Below are 13,278 nucleotides of genomic sequence, written 5' to 3' on the forward strand. Positions count from 1 at the left end.
GTAGGTTTTGTAAAAAAGAAAACCCTCTTTCACAAGAGTGTGAAAAGAACACTTCTGTGAAGAGGGTCTTAGCAATCTCTTAGTGTCCTGAGGCGGCAGCACTAGCGGCAAATATGCCAACGACGGTAAATAGGATAATTAGTCCTATCAGGGAAATACAAAGGCCTGCTATAGCTAAGCCTCTTGGTCGTTTGAAAACACCTATCGCAGAAAGGACAAGACCTAAAAACCAAACAATACCATTAAGAATAGGCACTAAACAAAATACAAGGGCTATCAAAGCCAATACGAATCCAGCAGTCCCTACACCATTGCTTTTGGAGGGTTGATTCTGGATGATGATAGTTTGTCTGTTCTCTCCACTATTTTGTCCTTGTGGAGCTTGGGAATTTGTATTTTCCATAGAATAAAAAAATTGAATTATGATTTATAATAAGGTAGGTTTTCTACTATCTATAGACTTTCCAGCCTTCTTTCTCTGTTTTGATAAAAGTTATTTTCTTGGAAAAGAAATCTGTTTGGTCTTTTTCGAATGGGAAAAAGGGTGTCTTGTCTCTTTTTAAGAAGGTAACATTTGCTTCAGCTTCTTTTTCAGATACAATATGAAAGTCAGCTAATTTGTCCATTTTAGCGGTGTAGCTTTTCACAGTATTTTCGTAAACATTCCCGTCACTATAACTCTTTTTTTGAGTTTCTAGTAAATAATCTTTAGATTTTTCTGTAAGAGAGATTATGGGGTATTTTTCGAACTCTCCTTCTTTAGGATTTCCTCTCCAGTCTAAAACGGGCAATTCTCCAATAGACATTTTTAAATAACCCTCTTTTTGTAGATTTTCATAAAGGTTAAATTCTTCTCTAGTAAAATAACCTCTATTCTCTTTAATTTCCCCTGTATAGATAATAATTTCTCCATACATTGGATTTTCTTCAAGAGATTCTTTTACTAGATCTTCTGCCTTGGAGGAAGAAAGTTTGCCAGAACAGGCACCTAAAAGGAGCCCAAGGGCTAAAAATGCTAAAATTTTTTTCATACGATTGAATTATTTAAATTATTAATAATGAATTAATTACAAAAGTATTTTTCTTTTGTAGAATTATTCTACAAAAATAATACGAAAAAAATCAGCTGTTTATGCTGAAAATAGATATTTTTACCCTATTTTTGCATGAAAATACAAGAGATGAACGAGATCGTAGGGGAGAAAATCAAGAACCTCCGCAAAAGTAGAAACCTTTCCCAAGAGGAAGTGGCCGAGTCCTTACATGTGTCCCAATCTACCTATGCCCGTATAGAGAGCGGTGCAAGTAACTCATGGGCGGGCTATATCCTCCCCTTATGCGAGTTCTTTGGTATACAACCCGAAGAACTCCTCAAGACCGACCATATCGTCATCAATAACCATAATACCTCTTGCCAATATAGTGGGGGTTATGTAGTTAACCAACTCTCGGATAAACTGATAGAGCAGTATGAAAAACGTTTGGCGGAAAAAGATAACTTTATCGCCTTTCTGCAAAGGGAGCTGGAGCAGCGGAGGAAATAGTGACTAACAACTCAAAACTAAATTGTATGACAATGAAAACTGATTTTAAAGTAGGACAGCGTGTATGGGTTTCTCCACAACTTACAGGCAAGGCTGATTGGGTGGAGGCAACAATCACAGAGGTAGAACACAATCCTTTTGTAGGCATCGTTATTGAAGTAAAGACAGATGCAGGTGAGCTTTTTTTTGAAAAAGAAGATATGTTTAAACCTATGCAACTAAGGGAGATCTGAGAACACTTTTTAGGGCTATACAGAGTTTAAAGAAACTACAATGGTTTTGTCTCTCTGTAAGAGATATACGTGCTTTTAAGATAGAGGATTACTCAGATTTTACTGAGGAATTTCAAGAAGCTGCAAAATGAGGAAAATTTAAAACTATTTTGCAAAATCCCCAAAATTGCCGTATCTTTGTGGCATAAAATCCTTACTATATGTACACAAAATACGAGCAGACGGCTCATTATATTCGACAATTCATCACGGAGGATACTCCTGAGTTCGCTATTATCCTCGGTTCAGGACTTTCTCCTTTGCAAGACGAGGTCACTCCTATTATGGAAATTCCTTATGCAGGAATTCCTAACTTTCCCCAATCTACCGTAGAAGGACACGGTAATAAGCTGATATACGGCACTCTATCGGGTAAATATGTACTGCTGATGAGTGGCCGCTTCCACTACTATGAGGGTTACCCCATGGATGCGGTGACCTTTCCTATTCGTATCTTCCACCTCTTAGGAATCAAAAAACTGATTGTCTCCAATGCCTCCGGAGGCGTTAATCCCAACTTCTCTGTAGGGGACATCATGCTTATTCGCGACCATATCAATCTATTTCCGGAGCATCCTCTGCGGGGTAGGAACTTAGAAAAATTCGGCACCCGCTTTCCTGATATGAGCCAGGCGTATGATCGCCAAATGATTGATTTGGCAGAGACTATCGCTATGGAGCAAGGGACACCTCTGCAGAAGGGTGTCTATGTAGGTTTGCAAGGCCCTACCTTCGAGACTCCCTCCGAATATGGGATGGTACGCGCCATAGGGGGCGATGCTGTCGGGATGAGTACCGTGCCTGAAGTGATAGTTGCTCGCCATCAAGGTATGCGGGTTTTTGCACTCTCTATCATCTCGGACTTGGGAGGAAAGGACATCTCCCCCAACGTGTCCCACACCGAGGTACTCAATGCGGTGAATGCCACCATGCCGAAGGTCTTAGCCTTAGTAAGGGAATTTGTCAAGAGAAGCAAGTAGATAGTGACTAACGACAAGTGACCAGTGACTAATGGCTAATAGCTAAAATCTATATGACAATGAGAGTGAAAGATACTCAGGAACTAGATGGCTTATTAGATGAACTACTACAATCTCAAGAAAATGAGTGCGTAGAGTTCAAGGAGGCTAAAAATGATTTTGATAGTAAAAAATTAGGACAATATTTTTCTGCTATTTCCAATGAAGCAAATCTAAGAGGCAAGGAAGAGGGTTGGCTCATTTTTGGTGTTGATGACAAGACCCATCGTATTGTCGGCACTCAATATAGGAATAGTCCTAAGAGCCTAAATAATTTAAAGGGAGATATCGCCAGAGGAATGACCCAACAAATCTCCTTTATAGAGATCTATGAGCTCATCAGAGAAGGGAAGCGAGTACTTCTATTTCAAATACCTGCTGCTCCTAAGGGAATTCCTATGGCTTTCTTAGGACACTATTATGCACGTAATGCGGAGGAATTAGCACCTTTGCATATAGAAAAGATAGAGCGTATTCGTAGGCAGTATATTGAGGACTGGAGCGAACAGATTGTTCAGGAAGCCACCATAGAAGACTTAGACCCAGAGGCTATCGCGCTAGCACGGGAGAACTATGCGAACAAATTCCCACATATGGCCGCAGAGGTAGTCTCCTGGGATGATAGTACCTTTCTGAACAAGGCTAAGCTAACTAAAAAAGGGAAGATTACTCGTACGGCACTGATTCTGTTGGGTAAAGATGAAGCCTCGTATTTGTTGGATTCTGCTGTAAAAATTCGTTGGAAACTAATAGATCGAGATAATAACGACTTAGACTATGAGTTTTTTGGTATTCCCATGTTGCTCTCAGTAGAAAAAGCCTTTGTTAAGATACGAAACTTGAAGTATCGTTATCTGCAAGAAGGTACGATTTTTCCTACAGAAGTAACCCAATATGAGCCTTTTTCTATTCGAGAAGCACTGAATAATTGCATTGCACATCAGGACTATACAAAAAAGGCCTTTATCAATCTGATAGAGGGGGAAGATAGGTTGGTTTTTTCCAACTATGGGACTTTTATTCCTCAAAGTGTAGAGAAGGTAGTACTAGAAGATGCTCCCGAGGAGACCTATCGGAATCGGTTCTTGGGACAAGCAATGTTTAACCTCAATATGGTAGATACCGTAGGAGGTGGTATCAAGAAGATGTTCAACTACCAACGGAAACGCCTATTCCCTATGCCCGAATATGACCTTTCGGGAGGGAAAGTAAAAATGACCCTCATAGGTAAGATTTTGGATATGAACTACGCCCAGCGCTTAGCACAAGATGAGGAACTTACCCTTGAGGAAATCATCTTGCTTGACAAGGTGCAAAAGCGAAAAGAACTTACTGCAATAGAAGAAAAACATCTAAGAAAGAAGCATCTTATAGAAGGGCGAAAGCCTAATTACTTCATTTGTAAAGAAATCTCGCAAAAAACAGGACAAAAAGCAGATTATTCCAAAAATAAGGGCTTAGACAAACAGTACTATTTGGATTTTATCCTTAATGCTGTCAAAGACCATAGCAATATGACTCGTGCAGATATTGATAAGCTATTATGGGAGAAACTTCCGGATATACTGACTGATGAACAAAAGAAAAATAAGGTCAATAATCTATTAGCAGAACTCAAAAAGCGAGATAAGATTAAGAATATAGGGACATTTAAAACTTCTGTTTGGGTCTTAGTGTAAATATTTTTTCTAATAAATATTATAACCCGACTAAAATTTATTAGAAGAGGAATATGTAAAATATTGTATATCAGGAGCTTTCTTCTAATAAAATATAATGTTAAAGAAAAAATTATTAGAAGAATAAGAGTGAGTATATCTTTAAATATTTCAAAATCAGCTATATAGTACTCTCTTAAAACAAGAACTAAGATAAAAAATAAGAGAGAAGCAAGTAGATAGTGACTAATGACTAATGACAAGTGACTAATGACAAACGACCAATGAGCTTACTGAAAAGATTATTAGAAGAGAAAGAATGCCAACTAAGGGGCGGAATCTATCACCGTACCCAGATTGATTTCTGCTATAATAGCAATCATATAGAAGGCAGCCAACTGACCCATGAGCAAACACGCTATATCTTTGAAACCAATACCATAGGGATCACAGACCAAGCGGTTAGGGTAGATGATATTATAGAGACCTCCAACCACTTTAGGGCTTTTGATTTCATGTTGGCTCATGCTATGGAACCCCTTACAGAGGAGATGATCAAGGAATTCCACAGGATCCTCAAGACAGGTACTTCCGATAGCGGGAAGGATTGGTTTGCAGTAGGGGATTATAAAAAACTGCCTAATGAAGTGGGAGGTAAGGCCACTACCCTCCCCGAAGATGTAGCCACTCAAATGGGCTATTTGTTGGAGAATTATTATCAGGAGCGCGCCAAGTCATTTCGAGATTTGGTGGCTTTTCATTGGCGTTTTGAGGCCATTCATCCTTTTCAGGATGGCAACGGACGAGTGGGGCGTTTGCTGCTTTTTAAGGAGTGTTTGGCTAATGATATTACTCCCTTTATCATCACGGAGAAGCTCCGCTGGTACTACTATCGAGGGCTGCAAAACTGGCCACAGTTAGAGGGTTATTTGTTGGATACTTGCTTGGCAGCGCAGGACGAATATCAATTGTTGTTGAAATACTTCAGGGTAGGGATTAGTAGTTAGTGGTTAGTAATTAGTTTCAAACCACTAACTACTAACCACTAATCACTAAAGAAGTCGTATTTATTTCAAAAGGGCATACTCGAATACCGGATAGCCACGTTCTCCATCTTCTTTGGAAAGTGCTAAGAAGCGGAGCTTGTATAGGTTGCCACTACCATCTTTGATAATATAGAAGATAGTATCCGCTAATTTTCTATCATAAGTACTTCTCCAAGAAGCCCCTATACCCAATTGGTGGTTGAGTGAAGGATCATCGAAGTTGACTTGGCTGGCTTTGGCTTTGTCGTAGGCTGCATATTCAGTGTCGAGTTTTTCGGCTTTATCCACAGTTACTTTCTTCACTTTTACGCCATTATAGAAATTGTTGGTAACCATATCGGCAAAGTAGTAAGTGATTTGATCTCCACCTCTCATAGCGGTATAGTTCGTAAGTCCTGTAAAGGAGATGTCCCACTTGGTTTTTTCAGGTTGAACATTTACTATTTTCTCTTGGTTGAGACTTACGAAGACAAAGTTATAAGCGGGGTTTTTCTTAACGGTGATGGACTTGGCTGTAGTCTCGTTAAGGTTGGCATAGTGGATTACGTAGTCATTACCGCTTCGGGTGATACGTACTTTCTTGAAGCCTCTTGCTTCACCATCGAGGGCAGTGCCTCCTTTCTCAGGAGTAGTAGTACCTACGGCAAAGCCCATATTTACTAAATAGACTTTGTTATCAGCCTCTGTGGCGGATACCTCGGCGATAGCGGTTTGTCTGCCTTTGGTGTTTTGGGCGGACTTGAGTTCTCCCCAAGGGCTATCCACATACCCTAAATTGGCAAAGGTATTGAAGCCCACGCTTACCGAAGGGTCTTCTGCCTGGACTTCATCAATATTGGTGGTTTCAAGCTGTTTGGCAGCCATTTTCACAGTACTATTGAGGATTACTCTGAAATCATCTCCACAATAGAAACCAAAGTCCCAAGAGTCTCTCTTTACAGTAGTTTCACTCTTGGCGGAGAGGTCTACGAATACCTGATTGGGTTCGTTAGGCCCGCCTACAGAAGGCTTGAATACTCCACCTTCGCTCACGCTTTCAGGTTGTTCAACGGGTTTGTCATCATCTTTTGAGCAAGCAGCTATCGCAAGGCTGAAGAGCGATAGCAATAATATACGTTTTTTCATGTATAATAAAATTAATAATTAATATCCAAATTATAAGAGAGTTTGAGGAAGAAAGTTCTTCCATATCCAAGCAATACACTTGAGGAGGTATTGTGCCCTTCGGTGGTTAGTGTGCGCTTAACATCGGTAACATCCAAGAGGTTTCTCGCTCCGAGGGTGAGTTCTAACTTCTTGCCTAAGAAAGGCTGTTTGATAGAGGCATCGAGCCAGCCGTAAGAGTCTACCTCGGAGACAATATAACCATTGGTAGTGGCTGCCCATAGCTGGGACTTGCCAGCCCATTTGTAGTAGCCAGATACGGAAGTACCCCACTTAGGGAAGGTATAGGTAAGTCCGGCATTGATACCCATGTTGAGCAGATAGCGATCATCTGTTTTATGAACATTGTTGTCAATAATCTGAGAAATCCAAGTGAAGGAAGCTCCTATGCTGGCTTCAAGATTTTCATCCAAACTCAGTGCATTGGTAGAGGCTAAATTGATATAATTATATTTGCTAATATTGATATTCTGATATTTAGGAGTAGACCCTTCGTAACCAATGAGCGCATTGGTGATACGGTCTTTGATACGGTTGTGGCTTAGAGAGAGTTGATTCTTCATCAGAAGGTCATCAGAGAAGAGGGTCATTTTCTTTAGGCTGGTATCGAAGGAAAGGCTACTTTCAGGGATAAGGCTTTCATTTCCAAGGAAATAATGTCCCTCAAAAATAATATTAGAGAACAACTCATAGAAGTCGGGCGTACGATAAGACCTTCCTACAGAGGCGCGCCATTCGAGGTTCTTAGGTAATAAATAGCGGGAACCTACAGAGAAAGAATATTGGTTGTCAAATAAAGATTGATATGAATACCGTCCTCCCAATCCTAGCGAAAATTGGGGTGTAAAGTGATATTCTGAAACTAAGAAACCATCATAGTTGTCAATACTTTCGCTCACTTCCTTGGTTCTGTTCTGAGAAGCATTTACAATGGCAAATCCTTTATTTTTGGTAGCTTCATATCCTATGGAAAGGGCTAACCTTTTGTCATAAAAACTTTTAGACAATTCTCCTTTGGAATAGCCTACCTTCATCGCCTCCACCCTCTCAGTGGTATTGTTGGTTTCCAATCGTCGGCTAATGATATATCTAAAGTACTCATCATCACGTGTTTGCTCCTGGTAAGAGAGGGAAAAGTTGTAATTAAGCCAGCCACTTCCATTGATATTAAGGTGATGGAATTGTCGCTTATAGAAATAACGGCGGTCATTTCCGAACTTATAGCGTCCCCATTGGTCATTATAGCCTGATTTTACACTTCGGTCATAGAAGCTAATATCTTGATTCATAAGCTCAAACTTGTAAAAAGTATTGAAGTGCTCTTTTTTATAGTTGATTATAGCGTTGGTCTGTAAGTAGTTGCGAGGCAGAAAGCGGTAACCTCTGTTTTGGTCGTTATATAATACATTTTTACCATTGTAGTTTCCTAAGAAGCCGTTGAACTTGTTTCGAGTAGTTCCCACGGAGAACATCCAGTGGTCATTGAGGTTATGCGAAGCCTTGAAGTTTTGGATATGTCTGCCTCGGGTGGTGAGGTTATATTCCCTTCCGACACTTTCCTCCTGTAAGGAATAGGTAAGGTTCCACTTATTGTCAGCATGTCGTTTGGTAATGATGTTCAGTATACCGCTAATAGCATTGGCACCGTGGGTAACCCCCATCGCTCCTTCTATGATTTCGATACGTTCGATATCATCCAAATTGATTTGAGATAGGTCGGTATTATTACCTACCCCACCTTCATTGACCAGGGGGACATTGTCCACCAGGACTTTGAAGTAGCTGGCATCCAAGCCAAAGAGGGAAACGGTAGAGCGGCCAGAATCTCCATCAGGCATAACAGTGATATTTACATATTGGTTCAGTACGTCTCCTAAGTTGGTAGCTCCTAAGCTTTTGATTTGCTTTTCGGTAATCACCTGTACATTTTTGATGGATTTTTTGATAGATTGGGGTTCTATCTGAGCGGAGACGACCACATGGTCAAGTTTGATGATTTTCTGAGGATCAAGGGTGTCTTTTTGGGCGAAGAGGCTATGGCCTCCCCATAATAGTAAATATAAGAATAAGGAAAGTTTCATTCTTTTTATTATAAATTAAATGATTTTGCGGCGGCAAAAGTACGTTTTATTTTTATCAATTCCAAATTAATTTAGTAAATATTGTTAGATATTGGCAATAGATAGTCAGTAGTTGGTCTTTAGTAGTTGAAAAACAGTATTTTAAGTATATTGTTAAGAATTGGTCACTAAAAAAACAAAATTAATTTTGTTTTATTCTAAATAAAACGTATCTTTGCCCTCGCAAAACCATAAAAAATTAGATTAAGATGAAATTAAAATTTTTAGCACCTGCATTGCTTGCAGGATTAGTAGCCTTTACTTCATGCAGTAAAGATGATAGCAAAAAGGAAGAACCAAAGAAAGAAAACAACCAAGGGGGTGGAAACCAACAAGGTGGAAACCAACAGGGTGGAAATCAGCAAGGAGAACAAAAGCCGGCAACAGATAAAATAACTTTAGATTTCTCGGGAACAGAAGCTAAAGAGCAACAGCTGTCAGCCCTAACAGGATGGACTTATTTCTCTCTAAAAAATGGCGTAGTAACTCCTGAAAATCCTGCGGAAGATCTCTCTTGGGATATTGCTTTCAAACAATATTTTGTAAAACTTAATGGTGGTACTTCAGGAAAAGGGAAAGCAGAAGCCTTCAAGACAGAAGAAAAAGACTTTGCTAAAGTTACAGAAGCTCCTAAAACAGGCTTTGTAAAAGACAAGGAGGAAAAATTTACTGATAGAGAAGGAAAAGAAGTATCTAGAGATAATGTGTCACCCTTGCTTACAGGAGGATTCTTTTCTAAAACAGGTATGATAGAAATCAATCCTGCTAATATAAAGAAATATGGTGATAAAAATGTATTTGGTACTAACGAATGGGTATATATAATCAAAACAGCGGATGGAACCTATGCTAAGATACAGCTAACAGACATCTACAAAGAAATACTAGGAAAGAAAGTGCCATTCTTTCTTAATCTAAAATACCAATTAAGCAAAACGGTAAGTGAATAATAACCATGAAAACAAAATTACTATTTGCGACGACATGCTTACTAGGTCTCTTTGCCCTTACCTCTTGTAGTAAGGATGAAAAAGAGGAGGACAAGCCAGCAGGGGTAAAGCAGGAAAAAAACCTTAATGCAAGGCAGGACAAATGGGTGTATTACTCCTTTGAGAAAAATGCTATTGTAGAGGTAGCTGATCCTAAAAATAGTTTGGATTGGGACATTGCTTTCTTTGCTTACTATGCCAAGCTCAATGGAGGCGAATCAGGCAAAGGAAAAGCTGGGGTAGTGAAAGTAATGAAGGGAGGTAAGGATGTAACTGACTTTTCCACTCCAATTGATGCACTTCCCAAAGAAGAAGACTATAAGCTAGACACCAAGGGTACTATGTCCTATGGGAATTATCCTAAATTGACTCAAAAAGAAGATACTTTTTCAAACTATCTCTCCGGAGGCTTTAAATCAGAGGGTGAAGATTTTACAGGTTTTGTATTTCTTCATCCCGATAATTCTCAAGCTAGAGGAGGAAAGTGGCCAAGTGTATATGCCCCAACTAAGTTTGTCTATGTTATCAGAACTGCCAAAGGAGCCTATGTAAAGTTCCAAGTAACAGACTTTTATAATGAAAGGGTACAAGCCAATTGCCCTTCCTTCCAATACATCCTTAGCGAGGATGGTAAGTTCTAGAAATACCTACTCTAATATTGATAATAGAATTGCTATACTTCCTTGCTTGTATAGCAATTCTTTTTGTAAAATAAAAACACCTTATTCATGTTAAGATTCTTTATGTTCGTGGGGCTGTCCCTTCTATCTTCGGTGGTGAAGGGGCAATACTCCCTTACGGGTACCATTACCGATTGCCTAAGCCGAGCGCCTCTCTCGGGGGCTACTGTGGAGCTGGTAGGTCAGCAAAAAACGGTACAGACCAATGCGCAGGGGCAATTCTCCTTCCAAGACCTTTCCAAGGGTACCCATCACTTCTATGTGAGTCAGGATGACTATAAGGGACATTTCTTCAAGGTCTCTATCAAAAGAAACGAAAAAAATTATATCTTTGCCCTCTGCAATTAAACAGATTTGCTGTAATATTTTGATATTCAAATATTTATATGTAATTTTGCGCCATGGTTGTGTCAAACTTGTGTCACACATCCAATAGGGATTATTCAGGACTATTCTCATAGCCCTAAATAAAAAAATGCCTAAAAACAACAAACAATCTTCCATTATACCCATGGTGGCATTTAAGCCTGCCGAACTTCGTATAGGTACTGATTGGCTGATCGTGTATTATGCAAAAGATCCTCAAACGGACAAACTGATTAGGTTTCGCAATAGGGTGCCTAAAATGAGCAACAAAAAAGAACGCTTGCGCTTTGCTCAAAAGATGATAGAAACACTTAACGAGCAACTGTATTCGGGCTGGTCTCCATACATGGGCAACCTTACAGAAGTAAAGACTATTGATTACTGTTTTGATTATTACCAAAAAACACTCTCAAAAGAACTTTCCGATGGGGTAAAAAGAAAATCTACTTACAACAATTACAAGTATTTTATTGCAGCCTTCTCTGAATATTTATCCATATACCATAAGAGAGCTAAGTTTATCTCTGATATTTCTACACTTATATGTGATCATTTCTTGGATAGAATCTATATAGAGAAAGAAAAAAGTGCAAGAACCTACAACTTCTACCTTATGTGTATGCGTACTTTCTTTAATTTTTGTCTGTCAAAGGGATTTATAAAGGAAAGCCCTGTGAAAAACACAAAATCAAAGACTATAAAAGAGAAAACAAGGGTAGTACTCAACGAAAAAGAAAAGAAGCAACTAAAACTTCTAAGGAAAGATAATTTTCATTTTTACGTATTCTGTATGACTACCTATTACTGTTTTATTCGTCCTAATGAGCTTAAAAAACTAAAGGTGGAGCATGTAAATATAGAAAAAAGCTACATCACGATACCCGGCAGTATTTCCAAAAATAGAAAGACGGAGAATGTAACCATTCCAAATATATTCATAGAGGAGTTGAAAGAACATATTGGCAAAGCCTCCAAAGACCTATTTTTATTCGGAAAGAAGTTTGTACCAGGAAAGCAAGCGGTTACAAATTTATTCTATCATTGGGAGAAGGTACGTAAAGAATACCACTTTAGAAAGGAGGTGCAGTTTTATTCGCTCAAGGACACAGGTATAACAGATATGCTTAACGCTGGTGTACCTGCTATTAAGGTGCGTGATCAAGCTCGCCACTCGGATCTGAGTATAACGGAGATATACACTGCTCGCAACAACTCCGCTGATGAAACAGTCAAAAATATTCATTACTGATGATTCTATGCAACGAGAGTAGGGCGGAGTAGCCGTTTTTTTGGAAACTTTGGAAACTTATAAACATATTGCTGACTTTCAACAAGTTACAAAATAACTCAAAAATCACCTTACAGCGCTCTATATCGTTATAAACTATTTATTTTCATATAGTTACATTGTATTTATATAAGTTTCCAAATCTTTATTATTTTTGGAAACCAAAGGGGGAAATTTTTGGAAACCGAGCCTATTTTTGGAAACCGAGCCTAAAAAAACCTCCCCCGCGTGTTCCGTGCGGAGGAGGAAAATGTAAAAAAAAATTGCCTGAGTTTATACAGTTTTATATCTAAAGGTATAGATAAGCCAGCCAAAGAGGTACAAACGTTCCTCGGTATAGAGCAGCTCACCAGCTATATCTAAGTGATAGTATTTTACTGTCTTCATAGGTTAGTCTTTCTTAGGGTTTAACATTGCTTCCAAAACAGCCTTATCAGCCGAGACTTTTCCACTCTTGATTCCGACACCATTACAACCTGTTATGAAATATTCGCAATCATTCATCACTTCTAAAGCCCGACTTACGCCGTCTTCTTCCATAGGTAAAGGGCGATCATCTTTAGATATGTAGTTGTGGAAAATAGTGACATATTTTATCCTATACACAACACCTTTCTTGATCTTCTTTCCTTGAATATAGAATACCTCATCGTCTATATCAAAACGGGTTCCCGCTTCTATCTTTCCTATTTTACTGATTTTCATAGCTTACCATTTAAAATACAACACTCTAAATCTTTCCTACAATAGAATACGAGATTTTCAGGAATAAGATACTCTTCCCAATCAAATCTGTATTTTACTTCATATCTTGTAGGACCTTCAAATTCTTTGGAATAGATATTTTTACGGCTTCTATGGCAAATAATCTCCATACCTATAACTACATTTTCTCTAATTCCTGATTGAGACAAATAACATACCTTGTCTCCAATTTCAAATTTAGTTCTGACTTCCATAGCTTAGTTGTTTTTAGGGTTCGTAGATGAGATAAGATCCGTAAAGGAATTGAGGTAGTCCAAGCCTCGATATACCTCACGAGGCATATAGCCCGATCCATCGTGGCAGTCCTTGAGGTACTGCATAGAAGTATTGTAGATTAACGTGAGTTCGATATAAGAAAGTTACTTTT

At 38.9% G+C, this 13,278-nt stretch carries 16 protein-coding genes and 1 pseudogene; 10 read left to right on the plus strand and 7 right to left on the minus strand.

Annotated elements, in window-relative coordinates; translation table 11 throughout:
• Positions 1 to 79: 79 nt before the first annotated feature.
• A complete protein-coding gene (locus HMPREF1551_RS00920; protein WP_021627103.1) occupies positions 80 to 403 on the minus strand; it encodes a hypothetical protein in 324 nt (107 codons plus the stop codon).
• A gap of 46 nt (positions 404 to 449) precedes the next feature.
• Positions 450 to 1,031: a hypothetical protein gene (locus HMPREF1551_RS00925; RefSeq protein ID WP_021627104.1), complete on the minus strand. Its 582-nt coding sequence runs from the start codon at positions 1,029 to 1,031 to the stop codon at positions 450 to 452.
• Between the two features lie 135 nt (positions 1,032 to 1,166).
• Here HMPREF1551_RS00925 and HMPREF1551_RS00930 point away from each other — a divergent pair, with 135 nt between their 5' ends.
• From HMPREF1551_RS00930 to HMPREF1551_RS00950, 6 genes and pseudogenes are all read left to right on the plus strand, one after another.
• Positions 1,167 to 1,544, plus strand: coding sequence for a helix-turn-helix domain-containing protein (locus tag HMPREF1551_RS00930; RefSeq protein ID WP_021627105.1), 378 nt, complete (start codon positions 1,167 to 1,169; stop codon positions 1,542 to 1,544).
• Between the two features lie 32 nt (positions 1,545 to 1,576).
• Entirely contained in the window at positions 1,577 to 1,777 is a 201-nt protein-coding gene (locus HMPREF1551_RS00935) for a hypothetical protein (RefSeq protein WP_034544012.1), read from the plus strand.
• A pseudogene (locus HMPREF1551_RS14115) lies at positions 1,753 to 1,908 on the plus strand (virulence protein); the annotation flags it as partial. The gene HMPREF1551_RS00935 and the pseudogene HMPREF1551_RS14115, both read left to right, overlap by 25 nt.
• Before the next feature lie 69 nt (positions 1,909 to 1,977).
• Positions 1,978 to 2,796: a purine-nucleoside phosphorylase gene (locus HMPREF1551_RS00940; protein ID WP_021627107.1), complete on the plus strand. Its 819-nt coding sequence runs from the start codon at positions 1,978 to 1,980 to the stop codon at positions 2,794 to 2,796.
• A gap of 59 nt (positions 2,797 to 2,855) precedes the next feature.
• Complete coding sequence (locus HMPREF1551_RS00945; protein WP_034544015.1) at positions 2,856 to 4,514, plus strand: RNA-binding domain-containing protein; 1,659 nt, start codon at positions 2,856 to 2,858, stop codon at positions 4,512 to 4,514.
• A gap of 263 nt (positions 4,515 to 4,777) precedes the next feature.
• The gene (locus HMPREF1551_RS00950) at positions 4,778 to 5,500 is read left to right on the plus strand and encodes a Fic family protein (protein WP_021627109.1); all 723 of its coding nucleotides are present in this window, start codon (positions 4,778 to 4,780) and stop codon (positions 5,498 to 5,500) included.
• 60 nt (positions 5,501 to 5,560) lie between these two features.
• On the opposite strand, the gene HMPREF1551_RS00955 is transcribed toward HMPREF1551_RS00950, so the two are convergent.
• Complete coding sequence (locus tag HMPREF1551_RS00955) at positions 5,561 to 6,664, minus strand: HmuY family protein (RefSeq protein WP_021627110.1); 1,104 nt, start codon at positions 6,662 to 6,664, stop codon at positions 5,561 to 5,563.
• Positions 6,665 to 6,675: 11 nt separating this feature from the next.
• On the minus strand, positions 6,676 to 8,784 hold the full coding sequence (locus HMPREF1551_RS00960; protein ID WP_021627111.1) for a TonB-dependent receptor plug domain-containing protein: 2,109 nt from the start codon (positions 8,782 to 8,784) through the stop codon (positions 6,676 to 6,678).
• 248 nt (positions 8,785 to 9,032) lie between these two features.
• Here HMPREF1551_RS00960 and HMPREF1551_RS00965 point away from each other — a divergent pair, with 248 nt between their 5' ends.
• The 4 genes from HMPREF1551_RS00965 to HMPREF1551_RS00980 all read left to right on the plus strand — a co-directional run bounded on the left by HMPREF1551_RS00965 (position 9,033) and on the right by HMPREF1551_RS00980 (position 12,107).
• Positions 9,033 to 9,773, plus strand: coding sequence for an HmuY family protein (locus tag HMPREF1551_RS00965; RefSeq protein WP_021627112.1), 741 nt, complete (start codon positions 9,033 to 9,035; stop codon positions 9,771 to 9,773).
• A gap of 5 nt (positions 9,774 to 9,778) precedes the next feature.
• Entirely contained in the window at positions 9,779 to 10,453 is a 675-nt protein-coding gene (locus tag HMPREF1551_RS00970) for an HmuY family protein (RefSeq protein WP_021627113.1), read from the plus strand.
• Positions 10,454 to 10,540: 87 nt separating this feature from the next.
• The gene (locus tag HMPREF1551_RS00975; protein WP_081695726.1) at positions 10,541 to 10,840 is read left to right on the plus strand and encodes a carboxypeptidase regulatory-like domain-containing protein; all 300 of its coding nucleotides are present in this window, start codon (positions 10,541 to 10,543) and stop codon (positions 10,838 to 10,840) included.
• A gap of 127 nt (positions 10,841 to 10,967) precedes the next feature.
• Positions 10,968 to 12,107 (plus strand): tyrosine-type recombinase/integrase, encoded by a 1,140-nt coding sequence (locus HMPREF1551_RS00980; protein WP_034544020.1) that lies wholly within the window; start codon positions 10,968 to 10,970, stop codon positions 12,105 to 12,107.
• Between the two features lie 429 nt (positions 12,108 to 12,536).
• Here the strand turns inward: HMPREF1551_RS00980 and HMPREF1551_RS00985 are convergent, their stop codons facing one another.
• The 3 genes from HMPREF1551_RS00985 to HMPREF1551_RS14320 are packed head-to-tail and all read right to left on the minus strand — an operon-like array spanning position 12,537 to position 13,231.
• Positions 12,537 to 12,851, minus strand: coding sequence for a hypothetical protein (locus HMPREF1551_RS00985; protein WP_021627117.1), 315 nt, complete (start codon positions 12,849 to 12,851; stop codon positions 12,537 to 12,539).
• Positions 12,848 to 13,105, minus strand: a complete 258-nt coding sequence (locus HMPREF1551_RS00990) for a hypothetical protein (RefSeq protein WP_021627118.1) — start codon at positions 13,103 to 13,105, stop codon at positions 12,848 to 12,850. Before HMPREF1551_RS00990 ends, HMPREF1551_RS00985 begins: the two co-directional genes overlap by 4 nt.
• Positions 13,106 to 13,108: 3 nt before the next feature.
• Positions 13,109 to 13,231, minus strand: a complete 123-nt coding sequence (locus tag HMPREF1551_RS14320) for a hypothetical protein (RefSeq protein ID WP_021627119.1) — start codon at positions 13,229 to 13,231, stop codon at positions 13,109 to 13,111.
• Between the last annotated feature and the right edge of the window lie 47 nt (positions 13,232 to 13,278).

The sequence above is a fragment of the Capnocytophaga sp. oral taxon 863 str. F0517 genome (assembly GCF_000466425.1).
In the GTDB taxonomy this organism is placed as follows: Bacteria; Bacteroidota; Bacteroidia; order Flavobacteriales; family Flavobacteriaceae; genus Capnocytophaga.

Coding starts and splice junctions, on each gene's coding strand:
- HMPREF1551_RS00920 (WP_021627103.1), bottom strand. CDS start 403: ATGGAAAATACAAATTCCCAAGCTCCACAAGGACAAAATAGTGGAGAG.
- HMPREF1551_RS00925 (WP_021627104.1), bottom strand. CDS start 1,031: ATGAAAAAAATTTTAGCATTTTTAGCCCTTGGGCTCCTTTTAGGTGCC.
- HMPREF1551_RS00930 (WP_021627105.1), top strand. CDS start 1,167: ATGAAAATACAAGAGATGAACGAGATCGTAGGGGAGAAAATCAAGAAC.
- HMPREF1551_RS00935 (WP_034544012.1), top strand. CDS start 1,577: ATGAAAACTGATTTTAAAGTAGGACAGCGTGTATGGGTTTCTCCACAA.
- HMPREF1551_RS00940 (WP_021627107.1), top strand. CDS start 1,978: ATGTACACAAAATACGAGCAGACGGCTCATTATATTCGACAATTCATC.
- HMPREF1551_RS00945 (WP_034544015.1), top strand. CDS start 2,856: ATGAGAGTGAAAGATACTCAGGAACTAGATGGCTTATTAGATGAACTA.
- HMPREF1551_RS00950 (WP_021627109.1), top strand. CDS start 4,778: ATGAGCTTACTGAAAAGATTATTAGAAGAGAAAGAATGCCAACTAAGG.
- HMPREF1551_RS00955 (WP_021627110.1), bottom strand. CDS start 6,664: ATGAAAAAACGTATATTATTGCTATCGCTCTTCAGCCTTGCGATAGCT.
- HMPREF1551_RS00960 (WP_021627111.1), bottom strand. CDS start 8,784: ATGAAACTTTCCTTATTCTTATATTTACTATTATGGGGAGGCCATAGC.
- HMPREF1551_RS00965 (WP_021627112.1), top strand. CDS start 9,033: ATGAAATTAAAATTTTTAGCACCTGCATTGCTTGCAGGATTAGTAGCC.
- HMPREF1551_RS00970 (WP_021627113.1), top strand. CDS start 9,779: ATGAAAACAAAATTACTATTTGCGACGACATGCTTACTAGGTCTCTTT.
- HMPREF1551_RS00975 (WP_081695726.1), top strand. CDS start 10,541: ATGTTAAGATTCTTTATGTTCGTGGGGCTGTCCCTTCTATCTTCGGTG.
- HMPREF1551_RS00980 (WP_034544020.1), top strand. CDS start 10,968: ATGCCTAAAAACAACAAACAATCTTCCATTATACCCATGGTGGCATTT.
- HMPREF1551_RS00985 (WP_021627117.1), bottom strand. CDS start 12,851: ATGAAAATCAGTAAAATAGGAAAGATAGAAGCGGGAACCCGTTTTGAT.
- HMPREF1551_RS00990 (WP_021627118.1), bottom strand. CDS start 13,105: ATGGAAGTCAGAACTAAATTTGAAATTGGAGACAAGGTATGTTATTTG.
- HMPREF1551_RS14320 (WP_021627119.1), bottom strand. CDS start 13,231: ATGCAGTACCTCAAGGACTGCCACGATGGATCGGGCTATATGCCTCGT.